Origin of the sequence: Mycobacterium sp., from assembly GCF_036488105.1 — a bacterium.
GTDB lineage: Bacteria > Actinomycetota > Actinomycetes > Mycobacteriales > Mycobacteriaceae > Mycobacterium.
This window is the reverse complement of sequence record NZ_DASXHW010000013.1, coordinates 1-23,602: the sequence shown is the minus strand read 5'-3', so window position 1 is coordinate 23,602 and position 23,602 is coordinate 1. Positions and strand designations below refer to the sequence as shown.

19 protein-coding genes and 1 pseudogene are annotated in these 23,602 nt (G+C 63.6%); 14 read left to right on the top strand and 6 right to left on the bottom strand.

What is annotated here, in order from left to right:
- Window positions 1–30: 30 nt before the first annotated feature.
- Window positions 31–306: a hypothetical protein gene (locus tag VGH54_RS00740; protein WP_331510028.1), complete on the bottom strand. Its 276-nt coding sequence runs from the start codon at window positions 304–306 to the stop codon at window positions 31–33.
- A gap of 415 nt (window positions 307–721) precedes the next feature.
- Here VGH54_RS00740 and VGH54_RS00735 point away from each other — a divergent pair, with 415 nt between their 5' ends.
- From VGH54_RS00735 to VGH54_RS00720, 4 genes and pseudogenes are all read left to right on the top strand, one after another.
- Complete coding sequence (locus tag VGH54_RS00735) at window positions 722–1,777, top strand: phosphotransferase (RefSeq protein ID WP_331510027.1); 1,056 nt, start codon at window positions 722–724, stop codon at window positions 1,775–1,777.
- Between the two features lie 62 nt (window positions 1,778–1,839).
- Window positions 1,840–2,607: an SDR family NAD(P)-dependent oxidoreductase gene (locus VGH54_RS00730; RefSeq protein ID WP_331510026.1), complete on the top strand. Its 768-nt coding sequence runs from the start codon at window positions 1,840–1,842 to the stop codon at window positions 2,605–2,607.
- Window positions 2,604–3,749: a hypothetical protein gene (locus VGH54_RS00725; protein WP_331510024.1), complete on the top strand. Its 1,146-nt coding sequence runs from the start codon at window positions 2,604–2,606 to the stop codon at window positions 3,747–3,749. The genes VGH54_RS00730 and VGH54_RS00725 overlap by 4 nt, the downstream gene beginning before the upstream one ends.
- 141 nt (window positions 3,750–3,890) lie before the next feature.
- Window positions 3,891–4,055: pseudogene (locus VGH54_RS00720) on the top strand (enoyl-CoA hydratase-related protein); the annotation flags it as partial.
- A gap of 58 nt (window positions 4,056–4,113) precedes the next feature.
- Here the strand turns inward: VGH54_RS00720 and VGH54_RS00715 are convergent.
- Complete coding sequence (locus tag VGH54_RS00715; RefSeq protein WP_331510023.1) at window positions 4,114–5,799, bottom strand: FAD-dependent oxidoreductase; 1,686 nt, start codon at window positions 5,797–5,799, stop codon at window positions 4,114–4,116.
- Window positions 5,800–5,945: 146 nt separating this feature from the next.
- Complete coding sequence (locus VGH54_RS00710; protein WP_414688606.1) at window positions 5,946–7,244, bottom strand: cytochrome P450; 1,299 nt, start codon at window positions 7,242–7,244, stop codon at window positions 5,946–5,948.
- 709 nt (window positions 7,245–7,953) lie between these two features.
- Here VGH54_RS00710 and VGH54_RS00705 point away from each other — a divergent pair.
- Together VGH54_RS00705 and VGH54_RS00700 are read left to right on the top strand one after the other, a co-directional pair.
- Complete coding sequence (locus tag VGH54_RS00705) at window positions 7,954–8,874, top strand: SDR family NAD(P)-dependent oxidoreductase (protein ID WP_331510021.1); 921 nt, start codon at window positions 7,954–7,956, stop codon at window positions 8,872–8,874.
- On the top strand, window positions 8,874–9,791 hold the full coding sequence (locus tag VGH54_RS00700) for an alpha/beta hydrolase (protein WP_331510020.1): 918 nt from the start codon (window positions 8,874–8,876) through the stop codon (window positions 9,789–9,791). Before VGH54_RS00705 ends, VGH54_RS00700 begins: the two co-directional genes overlap by 1 nt.
- Before the next feature lie 241 nt (window positions 9,792–10,032).
- Here VGH54_RS00700 and VGH54_RS00695 read toward each other — a convergent pair whose 3' ends face one another.
- Complete coding sequence (locus VGH54_RS00695; protein ID WP_331510019.1) at window positions 10,033–10,305, bottom strand: hypothetical protein; 273 nt, start codon at window positions 10,303–10,305, stop codon at window positions 10,033–10,035.
- A 454-nt stretch (window positions 10,306–10,759) separates the two neighbouring features.
- Between VGH54_RS00695 and VGH54_RS00690 the strand changes: the two genes are divergently transcribed.
- From VGH54_RS00690 to VGH54_RS00665, 6 genes are all read left to right on the top strand, one after another.
- Window positions 10,760–11,947 carry an MCE family protein gene (locus VGH54_RS00690; RefSeq protein WP_331510018.1) on the top strand — a complete coding sequence of 396 codons (1,188 nt, stop codon included), beginning with the start codon at window positions 10,760–10,762 and terminating at the stop codon, window positions 11,945–11,947.
- A complete protein-coding gene (locus VGH54_RS00685) occupies window positions 11,944–12,975 on the top strand; it encodes an MCE family protein (RefSeq protein WP_331510017.1) in 1,032 nt (343 codons plus the stop codon). The genes VGH54_RS00690 and VGH54_RS00685 overlap by 4 nt, the downstream gene beginning before the upstream one ends.
- Window positions 12,968–14,050 (top strand): MCE family protein, encoded by a 1,083-nt coding sequence (locus tag VGH54_RS00680; RefSeq protein WP_331510016.1) that lies wholly within the window; start codon window positions 12,968–12,970, stop codon window positions 14,048–14,050. The genes VGH54_RS00685 and VGH54_RS00680 overlap by 8 nt, the downstream gene beginning before the upstream one ends.
- Window positions 14,047–15,456, top strand: a complete 1,410-nt coding sequence (locus VGH54_RS00675; protein WP_331510015.1) for an MCE family protein — start codon at window positions 14,047–14,049, stop codon at window positions 15,454–15,456. The genes VGH54_RS00680 and VGH54_RS00675 overlap by 4 nt, the downstream gene beginning before the upstream one ends.
- Before the next feature lie 98 nt (window positions 15,457–15,554).
- Entirely contained in the window at window positions 15,555–16,832 is a 1,278-nt protein-coding gene (locus VGH54_RS00670) for an MCE family protein (protein WP_331510029.1), read from the top strand.
- Complete coding sequence (locus VGH54_RS00665; protein WP_331510014.1) at window positions 16,832–18,496, top strand: MlaD family protein; 1,665 nt, start codon at window positions 16,832–16,834, stop codon at window positions 18,494–18,496. Before VGH54_RS00670 ends, VGH54_RS00665 begins: the two co-directional genes overlap by 1 nt.
- A 146-nt stretch (window positions 18,497–18,642) precedes the next feature.
- Here the strand turns inward: VGH54_RS00665 and VGH54_RS00660 are convergent, their stop codons facing one another.
- A complete protein-coding gene (locus VGH54_RS00660; RefSeq protein WP_331510013.1) occupies window positions 18,643–19,449 on the bottom strand; it encodes a lysophospholipid acyltransferase family protein in 807 nt (268 codons plus the stop codon).
- Window positions 19,450–19,584: 135 nt separating this feature from the next.
- Here VGH54_RS00660 and VGH54_RS00655 point away from each other — a divergent pair, with 135 nt between their 5' ends.
- Both VGH54_RS00655 and VGH54_RS00650 read left to right on the top strand, forming a co-directional pair.
- Window positions 19,585–20,670: an NAD(P)-dependent oxidoreductase gene (locus tag VGH54_RS00655; RefSeq protein ID WP_331510012.1), complete on the top strand. Its 1,086-nt coding sequence runs from the start codon at window positions 19,585–19,587 to the stop codon at window positions 20,668–20,670.
- Between the two features lie 12 nt (window positions 20,671–20,682).
- Window positions 20,683–22,329: an FAD-dependent oxidoreductase gene (locus VGH54_RS00650; RefSeq protein ID WP_331510011.1), complete on the top strand. Its 1,647-nt coding sequence runs from the start codon at window positions 20,683–20,685 to the stop codon at window positions 22,327–22,329.
- Window positions 22,330–22,370: 41 nt separating this feature from the next.
- On the opposite strand, the gene VGH54_RS00645 is transcribed toward VGH54_RS00650, so the two are convergent.
- Window positions 22,371–23,324, bottom strand: coding sequence for an adenylate/guanylate cyclase domain-containing protein (locus tag VGH54_RS00645; RefSeq protein ID WP_414688605.1), 954 nt, complete (start codon window positions 23,322–23,324; stop codon window positions 22,371–22,373).
- Between the last annotated feature and the right edge of the window lie 278 nt (window positions 23,325–23,602).

The window sequence follows — 23,602 nt, the reverse complement described above, 5'->3', positions numbered from 1 at the left end:
CGGTTGAGACACTCGTTTGGTAACGAGACATCAGCGCAATGATTTGATGGCACAGAGTAGTTCGAGCAGTCGTGGTGCGTCATCGCTGTGGACGTAGACGTCGAGCCAGCCGGCGAGTTTGGGTATGAACTCGGCAGGCATGGGTAATAGCTGATCTGCCATTGTCCGCAGCAGTGCATCGATCGCGGTGTAGGAGTCGCCCGAACCGATGGCCGCGTACAGCTGGACGCGGTCACGCTCGGCCAGCAGCGGGCTGATCGCATCAGCCAGTTCCCACGCCAAGTCGGATTCGACCCAATCGTCCACTTGGTTCATTCTCGTTGGCCGGAGCAGTTCGCGCTGTGCAAGGTTGTTTCGACCTGGCCCTTAGCGGCGCACCAGTTCGCCGAGCGTATGCGGGTCGTATTGCACCTCACAGGCCTGATCGCGCCGGCGCCTCAGCCACCCTGGTGCCAGCCACTCATGCCGCAGCCCCGCCTCGCCGCCCGTGAGCCACCCTGTGCTTCCATGGGTAGAATGTTACTTTCTATTTGTGCATGTGATGTCTATCCAGCGAGCACCAGATACTCTACTTTCGCGGTGATCTCCCTTACCCCCGGCGGCTAGAAGCGAGCTCAGATGGACTGTTTGACCGACGAGTCACGGAATACGTGCTGATGTGGGCAGCGTACGGTCGCGAGGCGGAGGTCGTCGCCGCACGCGGCTTCCAACCGGCTTGCTGATGGAAGCGACGGCCCTGGAGTCGGTGGACGCCGTCACCCCGGAGTGGATGACGGCTGTTCTTGCGCAGAACGGCATCGCTGCCACCGTGTGCCGTGTGACCGCCGAGCCGGTTGGCAACGGACAGATGGGTTCGTGTTATCGGTTGTTCATTGGCTACGACGCCGGCGATGGTCCGGGCCGGCTGATCGTGAAGTTGCCGGCCACCGATCCGGCAAGTCGCGCCGCCGGCCAGCTGGGCTACCGGTGCGAGACGACGTTCTACCGCGAGGTCGCGAATCGGCTGCAGCTCGACATCCCTCGGTGCTATTTCGCCGCGATGAACGAGTGCGGCGACGGATTCACGCTCGTGCTGGAGGACCTTGCACCCGCGCAGTCCGGCGACCAGATCGCCGGTTGCTCTGTCGATCAGGCTCGTGCGGCCGCAGTCAACGTCGCTGGCTTGCACGCGCCGACCTGGAACGACCCGTCGCTTCGCGAATTCGACTGGCTCATACCAGATCTCGCGGCGTACCCGGACGTTGCTGCCGGGATCCTGGTGGACGCCACCAAGCAGTTCCTGGACCGCTATGCGGTGAGCCGGAGCACCGCGGCGACGCTGCACCAGTTCGCTGATCGATTCGTGGATTGGGCGGCCGGGCGACCCGAACCGTTCGCGATGCTGCACAGTGACTACCGACTGGATAATCTGCTCTTCGCTCAATCCGATGCCCCCCGCCCGGTGGTAGCCGTCGACTGGCAGGTCGTCACGGTCGGGTCTCCGCTGCGCGATGTCGCCTTCCTTGTCGCCACTGGTCTGTCGACCGCGAGCCGTCGCGCTGGCGAGAAGGGCATCGTCGAGGCTTACCATCGTCGCCTCGTCGCGCTAGGAGTCGACGGCTACGGCGCCGAACAGTGCTGGGAGGACTACCGATACGGCTTGTTCCAAGGCCCGTTCATCACCGTGTTGGGCGCGTCCGTTGCCCAGCCCACCGCACGGGGCGATCGGATGTTCACCATGATGGCCGAGCGGTCGTCGACGGCGATCACCGACCTGGACGCGATGTCTCTGCTGTGACGGCATTGAGGATTGGGAGCGTGTGAGGTCAACGAGCGAAGGCAAGATGCTGGTGATCTCCAGTGTCTGAGCGTTACCGCGGCCGGGTCGCGATCGTGACCGGAGGGACAACAGGAATCGGGCGCGGCATCGTCGAACGCCTCGTCAGCGAAGGGGCTTCGGTCGTCACCTGTGCACGCCATCCGCCGGAGTCCGCATTGCCTGACGGAGCGACGTTTATTGCCGCGGATATTACCGACGCGGCGTCGGTATCCGGCGTCATCTATGCGGCGGTGGACCGCTATGGGCGGCTTGACGTGGTCGTCGCGAACGCGGGCGGTGCCAACATCGGACCCTGGCCCGACGAGCCCGTCGAGCAATGGCGGGAGCTCATCGACATCAACCTGCACGGCACGATGCTCACGTGTCGGACCGCGTGGCCGCATCTGGTGTCGACAAAGGGAAACATTGTTGTCATCTCGTCGCTTTCGGCGTGGATGGGTGTCGGCGCGCACGAGATGGAACGGATGGGTGGCTTTCAGCCCTCGGCCGCGTACCAGGCGAGCAAGGCCGGGATCGAAGGGCTCGCAAAGCATCTCGCGGGCCGCGGCGGCGAGCATGGGCTGCGAGTCAACGTGGTGCGTCCAGGGCGCATTCTGACCGACAAGTGGGAAGGTGTCCTCGGCGAGGATGGCCTCTTCTGGTCCCACTATCAGAACATTCAGTTACTCAAGCGCCATGGCCGCGCCGAGGACGTCGCGGCTGCCGTGGCATTCCTGGCTTCCGACGAAGCAGCTTTCATCACCGCCGCCGTCCTTGATGTCGACGGTGGCGCAGTCGCCAAACTATGACCACCTGGAGGATCATGCTCAGCCCGTTCGACGACTTTCCGATCCACCCCTCAGCCGATCCGATCGCCCACCCCGCCACCGGCGATATCAACCACTACGACCGGTATTGGTTCAACGGACATCAACGCGACGGTGAGTTCTATTTCGGCGCGGCAATGGGTCACTACCCGGTGCGCGGCGTGATCGACGCCGCATTCAGCATCGTGTGCGACGGAGTGGAGCACTCGGTGTTCGCCTCCGGTGCGATGCCGACCGACCGGTCCACCACCGTCGGGCCAATTCGCATCGAGGTGGTCGACCCGATGCGCACCATCCGCTATGTCGTGGAGCCCAATGAGCACGGCATCGCGTGCGACCTGCTGTTCAGGGCCACCACTGTTTCCGTCGAGGAACCCCGCCAGCAGCGACGCACGCCCGAGGGAATCCTGCTCACCGATCACACGCGTCTGACCCAGTGGGGTAGCTGGCAAGGCACGGTCAGCGTCGACGGCGACGAGCTGAAGATCGACCCCACCGAGGTTTCGGGCACGCGGGATCGCTCCTGGGGGGTGCGCCCGATTGGTGACCAGGTCCAGGTGATTCGACAGCCCATGCCGTTCCAAGTGTTCTGGCTATGGGCGCCACTGCATTTCGGTGACCGCTTCACTCATCTGGCTGTGCACGAACACGAAGACGGCAGGAGGTGGCTTGAGACCGCTCTGGTCATCGATCCCATTCCCGAGGGCGCACCCCCTTGGAGCACAGCCGGTGTCCGCGAATGTCACGACATCCGTTACGAACTCGACTGGGAGCCCGGGCGCCGAGAAATCAAACGCGCGCGACTGTGGTTCGAGGACCCCGACGAGGGCGAAGTCCTGGTTGAAGTCGAGAAGAAGTTCACCTTCCGCATGCGCGGGATCGGCTATTGGCACCCACAATGGGGTCACGGAACCATCCACGGGCCGCTGGAGACCGGGCGCGAGTCGATCCGGCTCGACGACTTCGATCCCACCGACTTCGCCTCAATTCACATCCAAAACCTTGTTACCGCCACGATGGGCGAGCGTCGCGGCGTCGGCGTCGTCGAGCAGATCGCCATCGGACCCCACCAACCGAGCGGGTTGACCGGTCTGCTGGACGGACATCGAGTTGCGAAACCGTGAAAATTAATCGGACCACCGCAGCGCGACCCGACATGGTGAGCCTGCCGTTGAGTGACAACCAATTGCCAAGGGCCACAACATGGGTGACTTGAACCACCAGCTCGTGTTGTGCGAGGACGCGCGCGGCCCGGGGTGTTTACGATGAACCGTGCCCAGTCGCGAAATGCGTTGAGCACCGACTTGATCAGCGCGTTGCACACTGCTTTGGTGCACCCCGATCGTGATACGTCGGTGCGCGCGGTGGTACTGAACGGTGCGGATCCGGCGTTCTGCGCCGGCCTCGATCTCAAGCAGGCCCAGCGCGATCAGCGGACCCTCACCGGTACCGAAGGCGCCTCAAGAGGAGTGCTGGAAGGGACCTGGCTCACGCCCGCTGTTCCCCTTTCTTCCCGATATCAGTCAACTCTGCCACGTCGGTGATTTTGATCCGCGGACGGCCCGCGGCCCCTCCGCGCTGACGCTCGGTTTGGTCGATGGCGCGCCAGCCCTTCCCGGAAATGCCGTCGGGCTGACGACGCGCCAGGAGAGTGTTCAGCGAACGCCGATCGCCATCCGGGGTCTCGAGCCGGCCGGACATAAAGTCGTCGATGAGGCTGGTGATCGTTTCTCGGGCGCAGTGCTTGTTGGTGCCGATCGTGCCGGTGGTGCCGCGCTTGATCCAGCCGGCCACGTACACACCCGTGAGTGGCCGGCCATCGTCACCGACTACCCGGCCGTGTTCGTTGGGGACTACTCCGCGGCGCTCGTCGAAGGGCAGGTCAGGCAGACGCTGCCCACGGAAGCCCGTGGAGCGCAGCACCAGCGATGTATCGAGTTTTTCGGTTTGGTCAGTCGGCACTGCCTGCAACGTGCAGTCAATCTCGACAAGTTCGTTCTTGGTCATCCGGATGCCTTCGACCCGGTCAGCACCGAGAATCTCAGCGGGCGAGACCAAGTAGCGGAATACGATGCGCTTGTTGCCCGGGTCTACCGGCATAGAGGCGAACTCTCGGGCAATCTCCATCTTCAGGGCGAGAGCTGGCTCCACCTCAGGATCCTCGAGCAGCGCCCTGCTGGCAGGGTCCACATCCAGATCACGCTCTTCGACCACGATGTCCACACCGGGCAGATAGCCGAGCGCCAGAAATTCCGACGACGAGTAGGCCGCCTGGAGAGGTCCGCGGCGACCGAGCAGTACGACTTCCCGAATATTGCTGCGCTGCAAAGTGTCTAGCGCATTGTCGGCGATGTCGGTGCGTAGAAGTTCGTCGGTACCAAGCATCAGGATTCGCGCGACGTCCAGTGCGACGTTGCCATTGCCAACGACAATCGCCCGCTCTCCGGATAAGTCGAACTCGATATCCGCGTAGTCAGGATGTCCGTTGTACCAGGCGACAAAGTCGGACGCGGGGTGACTTCCCGGCAGATCCTCCCCGGCTATATCGAGTCTCCTCTCCTCGAATGCGCCGACCGCATAGATGACCGCATGGTGATGGCGCATGATCTCTTCATGCGTGACATGCTTTCCGACTTCGACGTTGAGGTGGAAATCAAAAGTATCGGTAACGAATCTGGGTTCGAACACCGAGGCAACGCGTTTGGTGTCCGCGTGATCGGGGGCTACACCGGCGCGAATGAGTCCGTACGGCGTCGGCAACCTTTCGAACATCTCGACCTCAACATCCATGCGCGCTAAGAGCTCGTCGGCCGCATAGCATGCCGCGGGTCCCGCACCGACTATGGCCACCCGCATTGTCTCCACCTTCTCAGACGGACGATGCGGCTCCTGGAAAAGCGCCGCGTCCGCATGCAGCGGATGCCGATCGAAGTAGGCCGCGTTGATTTCTTTGTACCGCTTCAACGGGTCGGGCAGGTCCTCCTCGTAGCGGATCGCGCTGACCGGACAGGCAGGCACACAGGCGCCGCAGTCGATACAGGCTCCCGGGTCGATGTAGAGCATCTCGGTCGTGGCGAAATCGGGGTGATCTGGAGAGGGCCGAATGCAATCGACCGGGCACATGTCGACGCAACTGGCATCGTTGCAACATCTCTGGGTGATAACGAAAGCCATTGATGATCTTCCTTGTCGTTCAGCGGTGAAAGAAGATTGGTCGTGCGGTCCAACGCTGCTCAGCACATTTGCCGTGACGAAACCCAAATTATCTCGGCCGCCCCTTACTGCCGGCGCGTTTCCCCATCACTGTTCATTTAGTTCGGCTACGCCGGTGTGAGGCGAATCGGCAAGCGGGTTGGGCCGCGCAGCGAAATGTTGTCGGACCATGTCGTCTCGCCATCAACGGATATCCGCGACACCCGTTCGACCAACTCACGCAACACTGCCTGCGCCTCGAGCCTCGCCAGGGGGGCGCCGATGCACAGGTGCGCCCCATAGCCGAACCCCACGTGTGTACGCGGGTGGCGATCCACCCGATATTCGTCGGGTTCGGGAAAGGCGAGCGGATCGCGATTAGCGGCTCCGAAGGACAACAGCACCCGTGACCCACGCGGGATGGTGACCTCACCGACTCGATAGTCCCCGCGGGTGTACCGAAACGTGTTCTGGATCGGACTCGTGAACCGCAAATGCTCCTCGACAGCGCTCGGGATGAGGTCTGGATTGGCGCGGATCAAATCGTAGGTGTGCGGATCCCTGGCGAGCGTATCGAACATCCCTCCCAACAGGTTTGTGGTTGTTTCGTTGCCGGCGATCAAAAGCAGGATTGCGATGAAGAACAGTTCCTGGTCGGTGAGATCTCCCTCAGTATTGTGGTCAAGAAGACGGCCGAAAACCGTGTCGGACCCCTTCAAGGTGCCACTGGCGAACTCAGCGAGGAAATAGCGCCGCAGCGCCAGCACCGAGCCGAGCGCCTTTGCGGCTTCGGCGATACCGCGTACAGTCGGCGAGATTTCCATGATCCGCACAGCGGATTCGGACCACCGGCGGAAATCGTCGATGTCGCCGTCGGGTATACCCAGCATGTGGGCGATAACCGTCATCGGTAACGGTATAGCCAACCGCCGCACCAAGTCACAACCGGGATCGGCGATGACGTCGGCGACTGATTCTGCAGCCAACTCTTCGACCTTTTGATACCAGCAGTCCAACGCACCGGTGACGAATCCGGGCAGCACCTGCTTGCGAAGCTTGGTGTGTTCCTCGTCGTCGGTAAACACCACCAATGGAGCGGTGAGTCTGAACCTGGTGACACCTTCGGTGCTCGTCACCTGATCGGTATCGCGCAGCGCCGCGCGGACGTCGTCCAATCGGTGCAGGATGAACGTCGCCCGCTTTGGGTTGTAATGCACACGGCCGCTGCGATGCAGCGCCCGATACGCATCGAAGGGCTGGGCCGCGGTCGCTCGGTCAAGAGGGTCGTAATCGGTGTTCACGGCACCTGTCCAGCCTTCGTACCCGCGCCTGTGGACGCGCACAGCGCCGGCAATATTCAAGCGGGCGGAACTAGCTAATGGTTTTCCAATCTGTAAGACGCCTCTTGCGCTGTCGACCAGGCTCATTGGGCTATGAGGTGGTTAACAGCAGGACGTTTGTCGAGCCCATCACGGGTCAGAGAGGCTGCTAGAAAAACCAGACCCGTATGGATTCCCCAGACCCTGTACACACCGCGAAAAGAGTGACTGGCGCGGGGAACACTCTGTAAGGGGCGTCCCTTCTTTTCGACCAACTGGGTGGTCTCCTCGAGATCTTCGATCAGCGGGTTACACGGAGAACCCAACACGCTGTGCGCCCGAGCCCTCAGTGCGCGATCACGGTCATAGACGTGGCCAGCGTGGGTGGTCAGCTTCGCGACAATCCTGGCGAACCGCTTGCGAAGGTTGTGAGCGCTCATGCCGAACTCGGGACATCCTCATCGTGAACGCCCCCGCGCGGGGCCCGCATGACGACGCACTCGACGATTTTCCGGTCAAACCAGTCCATATGAGCTCGCTTCTTACCACCGGGCGAATAGGGCGGACACCGCGTATGTAGTGTAACAGGTGCAAACTAGGGCATCTAGTAGGTGCAGATGTAGAGAATGATGTTCTTATGTAGAAAGCATACCGTCACCGCGCTGTGGCCGGGTTGGTTGTGCTCGCGACGCCGTGCGACGCAGCCAATGCGCGTGGGGGACCTTCTCCTTGCAGCAGGGTCGACTCCGACAGCACCGTATGGAAAAGCCAGAAACACAACAGTATTCGTGTCGTCTTCAGAGAGAGGGTCATTTCTATGTCAGCGGCAAAATGGACCGAGGCGGATGCGCCTGTCCAGACCGGGCGGGTGGCGATCGTCACCGGTGCCAATACCGGTCTGGGCTACGACACCGCCCGGGTATTGGCCGAGCGTGGCGCCACAGTGGTGCTGGCCGTCCGCGACATCGACAAGGGCAACGCTGCCAAAACTCGGATTCGGGATACCGCACCCGACGCCGATGTCGCTGTTCAGCGGCTCGATCTGGGCTCGCTGCAGTCGGTGCACGAGGCAGCCGAAGCCTTGCGGGCCGCCTATCCGCGCATCGATCTACTGATCAATAACGCCGGAGTTATGATTCCGCCCAAACAGGTAACCCCCGACGGTTTCGAATTGCAGTTCGGCACCAACTATCTCGGCCATTTCGCTCTCACAGGCCAGCTGTTGGACAACCTCATGGCGGTCGATGGCTCCAGAGTCGTCATCGTCAGCAGCAACGCCCACAAACTCGGCGGCGCAATACATTTCGACGACTTGCAATGGGAGCACCGCTATAACCGGGGGGCCGCCTACGCCCAATCCAAGCTGGCCAACCTGATGTTCTGCTACGAGCTGCAGCGGCGACTCGCCGCCGCGGCAAGGCCGACCATTGCGGTGGCCGCCCATCCAGGCTTCACCGATTCGGAGCTGACACGCCACGTGTGGAAGCCTTTCGCACCGCTGATGAGGTGGGCCGGCCCAGTGATCGGCCAGGACCCGGCGATGGGAGCGCTGCCCCAGTTACTGGCCGCCACCGATCCGCAGGTGCGCGGGGGCCAGTACTGGGGTCCGCGTGGACCGTTTGAGCTCAGGGGTTACCCGACATTGGTCAAGTCCAGCGCCAAATCCCTCGATGTGGCCGTCCAGAAGAAGCTGTGGGCAGTGGCTGAGGAACTCACCGGTGTCACCTTCCCGGTCTGATGTCCAACCCTCAGGAGTTCCATCCCGACCTGCGCAAGATCGCGTGGGTTCTGCCCCGAGGCGCCTTCACTCGCAAGACGCTGCCGATCATGCGCGCGCTGTCCAGACTGCAGGGACGGCGCGCTCCGAAGAATGTCGAGGTGGCAGGACTGCCGAGCGGTGCCAATGTGTGGCTTCACCGACCGCCGCAGTCCCAAGACACCGGGTGTGCGTTTATGTGGATCCACGGCGGCGGGTACGTCATCGGGTCGGCAGCCCAGGATAACCGGCTATGCCGACGTTTCGCGCGCCGGCTCGGTGTCGCGGTCGCCGCCGTCGACTACCGGCTCGCGCCCAAACACCCGTATCCCGCGGCGCTCGAGGACTGCTATGAGGCGTTGAAATGGCTGGCCCACCACACAGACGTCGACTCCAGGCGGATTGCCGTCGGCGGCGCTAGCGCCGGCGGCGGCTTGGCGGCGGCGCTAGCGCTGCTGGCGCGCGACCGCGGCGAGTTGGCACCGCTATTCCAGCTGCTGGTATACCCAATGGTCGACGACCGCTCTAGCGACCGCCCTGGCATCGAGAATCCTCGCTATCGGATGTGGAACCCCAACACCAACCGACTGGGCTGGGACTCCTACCTGCGTGGGGCCGATGTCGATGCCGCTGTGCCCTCCCGGCACACCGACCTCTCTAGGCTGCCGCCCGCGTGGATCGGCGTGGGAACCCTCGATCCGCTGCGCGACGAGGACATCGACTATGGCCGCCGTCTTAAAGAGGCTGGTGGGGCATGCGAAATCGATATAGTGCCTGGCGCCTTCCACGGATTCGACGCAGTCGCGCCTTTCACCGCGGTTTCGCGCGCATTCTTCGACCGGCAGTGCGAAGCACTGCGAAAAGCGTTCGCGCCCTGGCTAATCAGAACCGAGGGATAGGGCTTCGGCTCGGGCCACCGCACCACCCCAATGCTGGCGGCTTCCTTCAGCAGCACGCCGGTGTCATCCTCGGGCACGAGCGGTGGGCCCTCGGCAATGCCGATGGCCCGCATCTGAATTGCTCCAGCGGGTTGTGGGCCGTCCCGAATGAACGCGACATGTGCGGTGGTGCCTCAATGACATCAGCCGTCCGCATTGACTTTGAGGTGCGGGATCACGCAGACGGTGTCGGTGTTGGCGGTCAGCAGAGCACGGTCTTCGCGTCCATCAGCTGCTCCCAGATCACGACCTGCTGAGGCGACGTCGCTCCGAATGCCCGCGGGCCTTCGCGGACGGCGATCTCACCGACCACCATCATCTGGTTGAAATAGACCACGACGCCCCGGTCGAGCTCGAGTTGGTGCAGCAGCCGCTCACCGGAGTTGCTGTCTATCCGGATCACGAGAAACCCGCCGCCGTCGCCGCACACCTTGCTCAGCGCCAGCGGGGAGTCGACGACAAGCTTGCTCGGCAATGCGGTCCGTCTGCCCGCCGAGGACGCTGCCCTGCAGCAGTGGCTGCGCAAGCACCGCGCGAAGTGGGCGGCACGCCATGCGCGCCCACCGCACACCGTGGAGGATGCTGTTCTCACCCTGGGTTGGGCGATGAGCGAAACAAACCGCTCGCCGCCAGGGCCGCAGGACTCCATACCTGCCAATGCTGCCGAAACGCTGACCTACCGCTGTGCTAGCACTATGCTCTACTTTGCCTCACATCAGATTATCGAAATACAAGACCGTAGAGCGCTACGCCCGTCACCCCAACCTTATCGCCGCGTATGGGTTAGCGGCTCGTAGCGAGCGGGTCGCAAATTCACAGCAAGGAGCGCCGATGACCCTGAAACAACCGGTCACGTTGACTGCGGCCACTGGGTGCGTTGTTCAGGACTCCGACGGAAACCTCAACCTGTCGGGGTAGAGGAACAGCCGATGTCACCCAGGGGGATACCCGCACTGGTGGGTTTGGCGACCGTCGCCGTCATTGCCGGGATTGTGGCCGTGGCCGTGGGCTTGTTCCGGGGCAGTTTCACCGAAACCGTTCCAGTAACGGTCGTGTCGCAGCGCGCCGGCCTCGTGATGAACCCCGACGCCAAAGTCAAGATGCGCGGCGTGCAGGTGGGTAAGGTCGCCTCGATCGAGTCGCGGCCGAATGGCCAAGCGGCGTTGCATCTTGCGATGGATCCCTCCCAGCTACGCCTCATCCCCGCCAATGTGCTCGTCGACATCACGTCGACGACGGTTTTCGGCGCCAAATTCGTCGAGCTGGTGCAGCCCGCCGATCCCTCGCCACAGCGATTGCGGGCCGGGCAGGTTCTCGACAGCAAACACGTCACCGTGGAAATCAACACGGTGTTCCAGGAACTGACGTCGGTGTTGTCGAAGGTCGATCCCGCGAAATTCAACGAGACCCTCGGTGCGATCGCGTCCGCGGTCAACGGCCGCGGCCACAAGATCGGACAGATGCTCAGCGATCTGGATTCGTTTCTAGCGATCCAGGATCGGAGTCTTCCGGCGCTGAGCCACGATCTGGCGGCCTTCCCCGCGGTGGCCAACGCGTACGCCGACGCCGCGCCGGATCTCCTCGCAACGGCCCATAATGCGACCCGGATCAGTCAGACGATCGTCGACGAGCAACGCAATCTGGAAGCGTTCCTGATCAGCTCGATCGGTCTGGCCGACATCGGCAACGACGTGGTGGGCGGCAACCGGCAAGCGCTGACCAAGGTTCTGCATCTGCTGCTACCGACCACCGATCTGACGAACCAGTACCATGAGGCGCTGACCTGTGGCCTTAGCGGGGCCGCCCAGAATACGCACGCTGCGCCGCTGCTAAAGCCGGGTGTGGACGTGTTGATCGGTTTCGAATTCGGCGCTGAACGGTATCGGTATCCGGCGAATCTGCCCAAGGTCGGCGCGACGGGCGGCCCGCAATGCCACGACCTTCCGGTCGTGCCCTTCGATGTGGCGCCGCCGTACGTCGTCGCCGATGTCGGTGCCAACCCCTGGCAGTACGGTAACCCGCAGCTGCTGATCAACTCCGATGCCCTCAAACAGCTGCTGTACGGGCCGCTCGACGGGCCGCCGCGTAACACCATGCAGATTGGGCAGCCCGGATGAGGGGCTTTCGCGCGACTATCGTCAAGTTCGGGGCCTTCGCGGTCGTGATGGTGCTACTGACTGTGTCCTTGTTCTTTATTTTCGGTCAGTACCGCACGGGTTCGACAACGGGCTATTCCGCAGTCTTCGCCGACGTGTCCCGGTTGAAGACCGGTCAGACGGTGCGCGTCGCCGGTATTCGGGTGGGCACCGTCAAGGGCGTCTCGCTGCGACCGGACAAGCAGGTGTTGGTGACGTTCGACGCCGACCGCGGCGTCGTGCTCAGCAACGGCACCCGGGCCGTCGTTCGCTATCTCAACCTGGTGGGGGACCGCTATCTTGAGCTCGTCGACGGGCCCGGATCGACCAAGGTGCTGTCTGCCGGTGCACAGATCCCGGCCGACCGGACCGCACCGGCGCTCGACCTCGACCTGCTGCTCGGTGGCCTGAAACCCGTCACCACGGGCCTGAACCCGCACGATGTCAACGCGCTCACCGCGGCACTGGTGCAGATCTTCCAGGGCGAAGGCGGCACCCTGCAGTCTTTGCTGTCGAAGACGTCGTCGTTTTCGAATACGTTGGCCGACAACAACCAAACGGTGCAGCAACTGATCGACAACCTCAACACGGTGGTCGGCACGCTGACCAAGGATGGCGACAAGTTCTCGGCTGCGGTGGATCGTCTGCAGCGGCTGATCTCGGGACTGTCCGACGACCGCGCCACGATCGGTGCGGCGATCGATTCCCTGGACAAGGGAACCGCCTCGGTGACCGATCTGCTGACCAAGGCGCGGCGGCCGCTGGCCGGCACCGTGGACCAGCTGAGCCGGTTGGCCCCACTGCTCGATCAGGACAAGGGCAAGATCGACGTTTCACTGCAGAAGCTGCCGGAAAACTATCGCAAACTCGTCCGGCTGGGCTCATACGGCAGCTGGCTCCCGTACTACCTCTGCCAACTATCGCTGCGGGTCTCGGATCTGCAGTACCGCACCGTGGAATCGCCCATCTTCAAGCAAGAAGGCGGGAGGTGCGCGGAGCCCGATGCTTAAATATCGCGGAGCCGGCCTCATCCGGACGGGATTTATCGGCGTTGTCCTGGTTGTGCTGGTCATCGCCGTGGGGCTGTCGCCTGACCAGCTGCTGCAGCGTGCCACAGCCGTGAGATATCAGGCGCTGCTTTCCGATTCGGGCGGCCTTGAGGAAGGCAACGACGTGCTGGTGTCGGGAATGAAACTCGGCACGGTGTCGAACCTCTCGCTGCATAACGGCGATGTATTGGCGACCTTCGCCCTTGCCGGGACGGTCCAGCTCGGGTCGGAAACTACCGCGCATGTGCGAACCGGTTCGTTGCTGGGCCAGCGGGTGCTCACCTTGGAATCGGCCGGCAGCGGCAGGCTGCATCCGATGGCGGTCATCCCGGTTTCGCGCACGTCCTCGCCCTATTCGCTCAGCGAGGCTCTCGGCGACCTCACAACGGACATCGCCGGCACGAACACCGAAACCCTCAATCAATCTCTCGACACCCTATCGGCGACACTCAACCAAATCGCGCCGCAACTAGGACCGGCCTTCGACGGCGTGACTCGACTGTCGCAGACTCTCAACGGCCGCAACCAAACATTGGGCGAGCTACTCCACAGTGCCGGTGACGTGACCAAAATCCTGTCGCAACGAAGTCAACAGCTCAACACACTGATTCTCAACGCCAACGATTTGCTCGACGTCCTGGTGACGCGCCGGCAGGCGATCGTGCGGCTGCTGGCCAACACCTCCGCGGTGGCCAAGCAGCTCTCTGGATTGGTCCATGACAACGAGCAAAAGCTGGCACCGACGCTGGAGAAGCTGAATTCGGTGACCGCAATGCTGGAGAAGAACCGCGACAGCATCGCCAAGGCGCTGCCGGGTTTGGCGAAGTATCAACTCACGCAGGGTGAGTCCGTGTCCTCGGGCTTCTACTACACCGCGTACGTCCCGAACCTTCTGATAAGCCAAATCTTCCAGCCGTTCTACGACTATTTCTTCGGCTTCCGCGCCAACGGAGCCCCCGGTGCACCACCGGACAATGCCGGGCCCCGGGCGCTCTTGCCCTTCCCCTACAACGGCATTCCGGGAGGATCGCGGTGATATCGCGCAGCAGGCTTACGGCGGCACTCGCCATCGTCCTATCAGCGCTGATCGTTGCCAGTGCGGCATTGGTGATCCGCAACGCGTATCTGGGGCCGAAGACGATCTCCGCCTACTTCACCACCGCTATCGCGATTTATCCCGGGGATAGTGTGCGGGTCTCGGGCCTCAAAGTCGGCAGCATTTCGGCCATCCAACCCGATGGGACACAGATCAAATTGACCCTGCACGTCCGGCGCGACGTGGCCATTCCGGCGGATGCCAAAGCGGTGATCGTCGCTCAGAACCTGGTGGCTGCCCGCTATGTCCAGCTCACCCCGGCCTACCGGACGAGCGGGCCCATCATGGGCGACGGCGCGGTGATACCAGTCGAACGGACCGCGACACCCGTCGAGTGGGATGAGGTGAAAACCCAGTTAGCCCGGCTGACAACGGATTTGGGACCTAACAGCAAGGTGTCGACGCCCTCGATAGCACGGTTCATCGACAGCGCCGCGGCCGCGCTCGGCGGTAACGGCGACAAGCTGCGGCAGACGCTGGCACAACTATCCGGAGTGGGGCGGATCCTGGCCAGCGGCAGCGGCAACATCGTCGAAATCATCAAGAACCTGCAGACCGTCGTCACCGCGTTGCGCGACAGCAACCAACAAATCGTGCAGTTCAACAACCGGCTCGCCACGCTGTCCAGCGTGCTCGACGACAGCAGGTCCGATTTGGACGCGGCGCTGACAAATCTGTCGACAGCGGTCGGCGAGGTGCAGCGGTTCATCGCGGGAAGTCGCGACCAGACCTCCGAGCAGATTCAGCGGTTGGCCGACCTCACCCAGGTGCTGGTCGACAACCACATGGCGCTGGAAAACGTCCTGCACGTCACGCCGAACGCGCTCGCGAACGGCTACAACGACTACAACCCCGACACGGGAGCCATCAAGGGAGCGTTTGCGGTCCCCAACTTCACCAACCCGGTGAACGCCTACTGCTCGCAGCTCGGAGCCATCGAGAACGTCACCGCGACGGAATCAGGCAAGCTGTGCAGCCTGTATCTGAGCCCGGCGCTGCGGGTGTTCAACCCCTTGGCGCTGTTCAACTTCAACGAACTCCCTATCCCGATCAACCCCTTTTTGATGCCATCGGCGGACAAGCAGAACATCATTTACACCGAGCCGCGGCTGGCACCCGGCGGCGAGGGCCCCAAGGCCGGGCCGCCCGAGCTGCCGCCGGCGGTGTCCGCCTATACCGGGCTGCCGGGCGACATTCCCGAGGTCCCGCCACCACCACCGCCGGGACGGATACCGGGAGCGGCGATGCCCGAACCACCAGCGCCGACGAGGCCCGGCGAATCGCCACCCCCACCACCGCCGCCCAACATCCCGGGCCTGCTGCCGGCCGAAGGGCCGCGGCCGTGACCGCCCAGCGGCGCGGCGGACTCGTGGCCCGAGGAGAAGCCGGACCTGCACACCTCACCCGGGTGCCGGCGCGGCGGGTGCTGGTCATCGCCTGCATCATGCTGGCCTCGACCTCATGCGCGTTCAACGGGGTGAACTCGCTGCCCCTGCCCGGGGCGATCGGACGCGGGCCGGGCGCTGACATCTTCCACGTCGAGATCGCGAATGTCGGCACGATGGAACCGAATTCGCCTGTGCTGATCGACGACGTCGTTGTGGGCAGCGTCGGTAAGATGGCGGTGAAAGCCTGGCACGCCGACGTTGAGATCTCGGTGAAGCATGATGCCGTTGTGCCCGCCAACGTGGTTGCCCGTGTCGGACAGACCAGCCTGCTTGGGTCGATGCATCTGGAACTCAATGCACCGGCCGGCCAGCCTGCGACCGGGCGGCTCAAACCGGGCGCGACCATCCCGCTCAATACGTCGGCGACCTACCCGTCGACCGAGCAAACGCTGTCGTCGCTGTCCGTGGTCCTCAACGCCGGAGGCCTGGGACAGATTGGCGACATCATCCACAATTTCAACTCCGCGTTGTCCGGGCGCCAGACCGCTGTGCGCGATCTGCTCGAGCGCCTCGACAAGTTCGTGGGCACCCTCGACCGACAACGCGACAGCCTCGTCGCTTCAATACAGGGATTGAACCGGCTGGCCGGCGCACTGGCCGGACAACGCGACGTCATCAGCGAGGCGCTGCGCAAGATACCGCCCGCGCTGGATGTGCTGATCAGCGAGCGGCCCCGCATCATCACCGCCCTGGACAAACTGCGCCTGTTCAGCGACACCGCCACCAGGCTGGTCAACGACGCAGGGGCCGATCTGGTCAAGAACCTGAAAAACCTCGAGCCGACGATCCGTGCGCTCGCTGACGTCGGTCCGGATCTCGACGCGGTCCTCGCATACGCGCCGACCTACCCGTTCAACCAAAATGTCGTCGACCGAGCCATCAGGGGTGACTACGTCAACGGGTTTTTCACCCTCGACTTGACGAACGCCCGGCTCAGAAAGAGCGTGCTGCTGGGCACCCACTGGGGCCGGCTGGGCGCCGAACTGGTGCCGGCACCCGGGGACCCCGGATACCTGCGGTACCAATACACGCCCGACCCGCTTCACCCGTCAGCTCCCGGGCCGGTGGCGCCACCCGTCGGTGCCCCGCTGACGCCCACCGCAGCGCCCGCCCCGGTACCGGCCGTACCGCTGCCGCTACCACCACCGGGCGCACCGCCGCCGGTACCACCGCCACCGCGGCCGCTACTGGGCCCACCGAACCCGGCTGAGAGAGGCCCCGCGCAAGCGCCGATGCCGCCGCATGCGAGCCCACCGACGGACGGGACCCGCTGATGCTCACCCGTTTCGTCCGTGTCCAACTGGCGATTTTCACGATCGCGGGGATCATCGGGGTGGCCGTGCTGGCCTACTCCTACATTCAGGTGCCGGTTCTGCTGGGTATCGGGCGGATGACGGTCACGCTGGAGTTACCCGACGGCGGCGCCCTCTACCGGTTCAGCAACGTGACCTACCGCGGCGCGCAGGTGGGCAAGGTCACCGCGGTCACGTTGACCTCCAATGGCACCAAAGCCACTCTCTCTCTTGGCTCGTCGCCGAAGATCCCGGCAGACCTGCAAGCGGAGGTGCGCAGCATCTCGGCGGTCGGCGAACAGTACGTCGATTTGCGGCCGCGAACCAACTCGCCGCCCTATCTGCACGACGGCTCAGTGATCGCCACGGGTGACGCGAAAATCCCGGAGCCGGTCGGGCCGCTGCTCGATCAGACCAGAGCATTGCTCAACAGCATCCCCAAGGGCAAGCTCAGCGCGCTGCTCGACGAATCCTTCAAGGCATTCAACGGGGCCGGCTACGATTTCGGTTCGCTGCTCGACTCGTCAGCACAGCTCTCCGGTGACCTCAACGGCGTCGCCGACCGCACCCGAACCCTTATCGAGGACACCGCGCCGTTGCTCGACGCGCAAGCGCAGACCACCGACGCGATCCGGCTATGGGCACGCAGCCTTTCCGGAGTCACCGGGCAGGTGGTAACCGACGACCCACAGGTGCGCAGCCTGCTCGATAAGGGACCCGAAGCGCTGAACGAGGTGTCCCGGCTGCTCGACCAAATCAAACCGACGCTGCCGGTGCTGCTGGCCAACCTCACCACCGTTGGCCAGATCGCCGTGACCTACCACGCTTCGCTGGAACAAGTGCTGGTGCTGCTACCGCCGTTCACCGCGGTTATCCAATCGCTGATTCCTACGAAAAACCCGACCGGGATGGCCGTGAGCGACTTCGCTATCACCGTCAACGATCCGCCGGCCTGCACCGTCGGTTTCCTCCCGCCCAGCCAATGGCGTTCCCCAGCCGACACCACCACGATCGATACCCCCGACGGGCTGTACTGCAAACTGCCGCAGGACTCGCCGATCGCGGTTCGGGGTGCCCGCAACTACCCATGTATGGGGCACCCGGGAAAGCGCGCGCCGACAGTCGAGATCTGCAACAGCGACAAGCCATTCGAACCGCTGGCGATGCGCCAGCATATCTTCGGCACTGCCCCGCTGGATCCCAACCTGCTCGCGCAGGGCATCCCGCCCGATGACCGGGTCGGCTTCTACCGCGACAGGATCTTCGGACCCCTGGAGGGAACGCCGCGCCCTGCGGGACCGCTTCCGCCCCCGACGGCGGGAGCACCGGCGGGCGCCCCAAACCCCACACCGCCGCCGGCGGCCACCGGACCCCAAGCGGTCTCGCCGGGGCTACCGCCCATCGCGCCGATTGACGTCCCCGACGTTCCCTCGCCTCCGGCCGGGCCCGGAAGCGGGGGGATTCATGCGGCTCCGAGTTCGTTCGGCGGCAACGGTTCTGGGCGTGGCCCATCGTTGGCCGTCGTTCATTACGACCCCCTCACCGGTGGGTATGTCGGTCCGGACCGGCAGCTGTATCGGCAATCCAACCTCGTCAGCCCGTCGGCGCCCAAAAGCTGGCAAGACATGCTTCCCACGTCTGGTTAGGGACTGCGTGGGAGCGGCCATTTGCCGTCTCTAATGCAGTGCGGTCGAACGGCCTGCGGCGGACCAAAACCGGTGCGGGGGGAGCAAGGCATCCATGCCGTTGAGTCGCTTCACTTCTTACACAACAGATCTGGGCGTGACATTCGTCAGCCCAGCACGGGAAAGCGGCGCTCGCGGGCGAGCTGATCGAGAGCGGCCTGCATCACAGAGCGCACGTAGGCGTCTACCTCGGCGACGTCAGGGTCCTCGCCGAAACGAGCGAGGACGTCGATCGGTTGCAGCACCTGGGTGACGACCTTGCTCGGTAGCGGCAGGTTGGGCGGCAAGAAGAACACGCTGAAGCCAAACGGGAAACCGATGGTCACGGGCAGAATTTCGGTCCGCAGCCGCTTCGGGAGCAGGCGCTTGGCCAGACCGGTACCGCGCGCCAGAAATAGCTGGCTCTCCTGCGCGCCGATGGACACGATCGGCACAATCGGCACGCCGGCCTCGATGGCGCTCCTTATGTATCCAGTCCGGCCGTTGAAATCGATGATGTTTTCTGCGGATGTGGGCCGGTATGAGTCATAGTCACCGCCCGGAAACACCAGCACGACCCCCCCGGAGTGCAGCGCCTCGGCGGCGTGCTCCCTGGTGGCATGAATGACGCCGACGCGCGGCAACCAATCGGCGAAGGGTCCGACGTACAACGTGTCATGCGCGAGTGTGTACACCGGGCGGTCATATCCGAACGCCTCGTAGAAAGCGGTGGCGAAAACCATCACGTCAGGGGTCAGCATGCCGCCGGAGTGGTTCGACACCACCAGCGCTCCACCAAGCGGGAAGGCGCTCAGGCCTCGGACCTCTGCCCGGAACCATCGCTTGATGATCGGGCCGACCACGTTCTTGACCCTCTGAGTGAGGGTTGGATCCCACTTGGTGATCTCCCGGTTATCCAAGCCTTTCTGGTTCATCGGCGCCCTTCCTACGGTGTGCGGCAGGTAGTGTTTCGAACATGATACTCTACTTAAAAGATAATGATATAGTCGCAGTATGAGCGGCACTGCTGCTGATTTTGAAGCATGACGCCCCACTAGGAAGTTCATCCCATGTCAGAAACCGTGCTGGTCACGGGCGGATTCGGCCTGGTCGGGTCGGCTACCGTAAAGCGGCTGGCAGCCGATGGTCGTCGGGTGGTCGCCACCGACCTCGGCACGCCTGCCCAACGCAAGGCGGCTCAGGCATTGCCCGCGGGTGCGCAAGCCCGGTGGGCGGACCTGACAGATCCGACCGCGGTCACTCGCCTGATTTCCGAGGTGTCACCCGCTGCGATCGTGCACTTGGCCGCCGTCATACCGCCACTGATCTATCGCAGCCCGAAATTGGCCCGCAAGGTGAACATCGACGCTACCGCGGCGCTGGTGCGTGCAGCCGCGCGGCAGCCGAACCCCCCGCGATTCATCCAAGCTTCGAGCAATGCCGTCTACGGCCCTCGCAACCCGCACCGTCTACACGATTTGGAGCACGCGGATACTCCACCGAAACCCTATGACGTGTACGGCGCAACCAAGCTCGAGGCCGAAGAACAGGTGCGATCATCGGGCTTGGGATGGGTGGTGCTGCGACTCGGAGGCGTCCTCAGCGTCGACCTGAGGGCCATGCCCCTCAGTTCCGACGGTGTGGCGTTCGAGAGCGCCCTGCCGACCGACGGCCGAGTCCACACGATCGATGTCCGCGACGTAGCGGCGGCCTTCGCCGCAGCTACCACGGCCGACGTCGTCGGGGAAACCCTGTTGGTCGCCGGCGACGATTCGCACCGGTTGAGACAAGTGCAGATTGGGCCCGCTCTCGTCGCTGCCGCGGGGCTGGCCGGCGTGTTCAGCCAAGGGCGGCCCGGTAATCCGGAAAACAACGACGATTGGTTCGTCACCGACTGGATGGACACCACCCGAGCTCAGGAGGCGTTGGCATTTCAGCAGCGTTCGTGGCCGGAGATGCTTGAAGAGATGCGCGCGAAGACAGGGTGGAAGCGCTATGCGTTGCGGCCTCTCCGTCCTCTGGTGAAGCAGCTGTTGAAACGCCCAGCCGCCTACCGCGACGCGCCTGGTCAGTACGCCGATCCGTGGGGGGTCATCCGAACCAAGCTGGGAGAACCCCGGGTCGACAACCCGCCGTCGTGGCTCGGCAGCAATTAGTAGGGGGAAGCGGTGGCCTACGTGATCACCCAGAACTGCTGCAAAGACGGTAGTTGTGTGCCGGTGTGCCCGGTGGACTGCATCCGCCCGGTGGCCGAGCCGGGCGAGTTCACCATGTCGGAGATGCTCTACATCGACCCGGTCGCGTGTATTGACTGCGGCGCCTGCCTGGAGGAGTGCCCGGTTGATGCGATCTACGCCGACGAGGATCTGCCGCCCGAGTTAGAGCGATTTCGCGATATCAACGAAGCCTATTTCGAGCGGCACCCGCTGAACTCCGGCATGCCGTCGACCCCCGCGGATCACGAGCCCGTCGCGTCTGGCCCACTGCGGATCGCGATCGTCGGGGCCGGACCGGCGGCCTGCTACACAGCCAGCGAACTGCTGCGCGTCGACGGTGTCGAAGTCGACTTGTTCGAGCGGCTGCCTACACCGTTCGGGTTGATCAGGGCCGGCGTGGCGCCCGACCATCAGGACACGAAATCGGTCGTCGATATCTTCGACGCCGCCTTTGTCAAGCCTGGACTGCGTTGTCACCTCAATGTTGAAGTGGGACGCGACATCAGCCACGACGACCTGATGGCGCATCATCACGCGGTGATCTACGCGGTCGGGGCGTCACGAAGCCGTGACCTCGCCATCCCCGGCCAGGACCGACCGGGCAGTCACGCGGCCGCCGATTTCGTCGCCTGGTACAACGGCCATCCCGACCACGCCCGCGACACGTTCGATCTGTCTGGCCAACGTGCGGTGATCATCGGCAACGGCAATGTCGCGCTGGACGTGGCGCGGATGCTGCTTCTCCCGCACGAAGAATTGGCCAGGACCGACATCGCCGACCACGCACTGACGGCTCTGGCGGACAGCAAGATTCGTGAGGTTGTCATTTTGGCGCGACGCAGCCCGCGCGACGCCGCGTTCTCGGTCGGAGAGTTTCACGCGCTGGGACAGCTACCTGGCATCGACGTGATCATCGACAGCGACGACCTGGACTCCAATCCCACCGAGGCTGTTGAGACGGCGTTGAAGCTCGACATCGCGCGCGGGTTCGCCCAGCGTCAGCCGTCGCCCGACAACAAACGGATCGTATTTCGCTTCATGGTCTCGCCGGCCGAGATCGTCGGCGACGGAGATGTCGAGGGATTACGGTTGGTGCACAACAGTTTCGGTCCCAGTGGCTCGTTGGTATCCGGCGATCCCGACCGCGATGCCGAGCTGATCGAAACGTCGCTGATCCTGCGGTCGATTGGCCACACAGGCATGGCCATCGAGGGTGTGCCATTCGAAGCCGCCACCGGTACCGTGCCCAACCAAGGCGGCCGAGTGCTCGACGGGCAGGGTCAGCCCATCATTGGGCTCTATGTCACCGGCTGGATCAAGCGCGGGCCCCGCGGGGTGATCGGCACCAATCGCACCTGTGCCCAAGAGACGGTGGCCAGCCTATGGGCGGACTTCGACAAGGGCCGGCTTGCCCGCGACGTGAACGACCACTCGGCGCTTGACCAGCTGCTCGGTCAATGCGGCGCCAAACCCATCGACTGGCACGGCTGGTGCGCCATCAACTCTGCGGAATGCAAGAAGGGTAAGGACGCCTCGCGGCCACGGGTCAAATTCGTCGACGTCGCCACGATGGTCGCCATCGCCAACAGTGAACGTTGAGTCAGCTGCTATTGGGCAATGGGCCCGCGCGGCTGGTGCGCCTAGTCGTTATTGATTGGTACTACAAGCTCCGTCGCGGTAAGTCGGCCACGTAGCACGGCGGACCCGTGCTGCACCCAGTGCCGGCGCTCGGTGGCACTGGCACGCGCGATTGCGCTGGCACACGTCAGGATTCGGGAATTCTGTTGCTTTGCATAATCTGCCAAGCGGGCAGCCTCGTTGACCGGGTCTCCGATGACCGTGTATTCATAGCGATGCTCGGCACCGACGTTGCCGGCGAACACGGAGCCAACCGACACCCCCACACCGAAGTCGACAAGGGGCAAGAGCTTCCCTAGTTGGCTGGCAAGTGCGCGTGCCGTTGCCAATGCTGCCGATGCGGGCTCCTCAATGCGCAACGGCGCACCGAATACGGCTAGCGCGGCATCGCCCTGGAATTTATTGATCAGCCCCTGCCGGTTGTCGACAGCCTCGACCACGATACCGAAGAATTCGTTGAGGATCTCTGCGACTTCCCGGGGCGGTCGCGCTGCGGCCAACGCTGTTGATCCCACGATGTCCACGAACAGGATTGCTACTTCGCGTGTGTCGCCGAAGAGGGCAGGGTCTTGTTGAAGCGCGCGCTGCGCAACGTCGGCGCCGACGTGACGACCGAACAGATCGCGGAGCCGTTCACGTTCCGCCAGTCCAGCCACCATCTGATTGAATCCTGTTTGAAGACGGCCGATTTCGGATGGCTCGTACACCGCCACGTAGGCGCCTCGGCCGTGTTGGATCTCGGCCATCGCATCCACCACATTATGAATTGGGTCTGAGATGGAACGCGCAACCAGGACCATTGCGCGAATTCCCAGAACCAGCGAGAGTGCGGCGAGTATCAGAATCGGAGTCGCTACGGGAGCCGATTTCCGCACGAACCATCCGTTGGAGCTGGCCAGCAAGATTACCGCGATGCCAGCGATCGGCAAGGTACTGAAGAGCATCCAGGTGATCACTAGCCTGGCCAGCACCCCGGGTACCTTCGTATCTGCCGTCGCGGTCCTCATGGCTGCGGCAATGACCGGGCGCAGTGTTCGCTGTGTGACCAGATAACCCATGCAAGAGGTGGTCGCACCGCCGAACAACAGAGCGGCCCCGATCACGCAGGCCACGCCGCCGCCGGAATCTAGGTTGAGCAAGACGAACACGACGCCACTTGCCGCCCAGGTTGCGAAGTGAACGACGGCCTGACGGTTGGCAATTCGCATGGCCGCACGCTGTTGCTCGGGGGTAG

Bases quoted from the DNA above. Each gene is read 5' to 3' on its own strand.
- VGH54_RS00735 (WP_331510027.1), top strand. From the start codon at position 722: ATGGAAGCGACGGCCCTGGAGTCGGTGGACGCCGTCACCCCGGAGTGG.
- VGH54_RS00725 (WP_331510024.1), top strand. From the start codon at position 2,604: ATGACCACCTGGAGGATCATGCTCAGCCCGTTCGACGACTTTCCGATC.
- VGH54_RS00715 (WP_331510023.1), bottom strand. From the start codon at position 5,799: ATGGCTTTCGTTATCACCCAGAGATGTTGCAACGATGCCAGTTGCGTC.
- VGH54_RS00710 (WP_414688606.1), bottom strand. From the start codon at position 7,244: ATGAGCCTGGTCGACAGCGCAAGAGGCGTCTTACAGATTGGAAAACCA.
- VGH54_RS00705 (WP_331510021.1), top strand. From the start codon at position 7,954: ATGTCAGCGGCAAAATGGACCGAGGCGGATGCGCCTGTCCAGACCGGG.
- VGH54_RS00700 (WP_331510020.1), top strand. From the start codon at position 8,874: ATGTCCAACCCTCAGGAGTTCCATCCCGACCTGCGCAAGATCGCGTGG.
- VGH54_RS00690 (WP_331510018.1), top strand. From the start codon at position 10,760: ATGTCACCCAGGGGGATACCCGCACTGGTGGGTTTGGCGACCGTCGCC.
- VGH54_RS00685 (WP_331510017.1), top strand. From the start codon at position 11,944: ATGAGGGGCTTTCGCGCGACTATCGTCAAGTTCGGGGCCTTCGCGGTC.
- VGH54_RS00680 (WP_331510016.1), top strand. From the start codon at position 12,968: ATGCTTAAATATCGCGGAGCCGGCCTCATCCGGACGGGATTTATCGGC.
- VGH54_RS00670 (WP_331510029.1), top strand. From the start codon at position 15,555: ATGCTGGCCTCGACCTCATGCGCGTTCAACGGGGTGAACTCGCTGCCC.
- VGH54_RS00665 (WP_331510014.1), top strand. From the start codon at position 16,832: ATGCTCACCCGTTTCGTCCGTGTCCAACTGGCGATTTTCACGATCGCG.
- VGH54_RS00660 (WP_331510013.1), bottom strand. From the start codon at position 19,449: ATGAACCAGAAAGGCTTGGATAACCGGGAGATCACCAAGTGGGATCCA.
- VGH54_RS00655 (WP_331510012.1), top strand. From the start codon at position 19,585: ATGTCAGAAACCGTGCTGGTCACGGGCGGATTCGGCCTGGTCGGGTCG.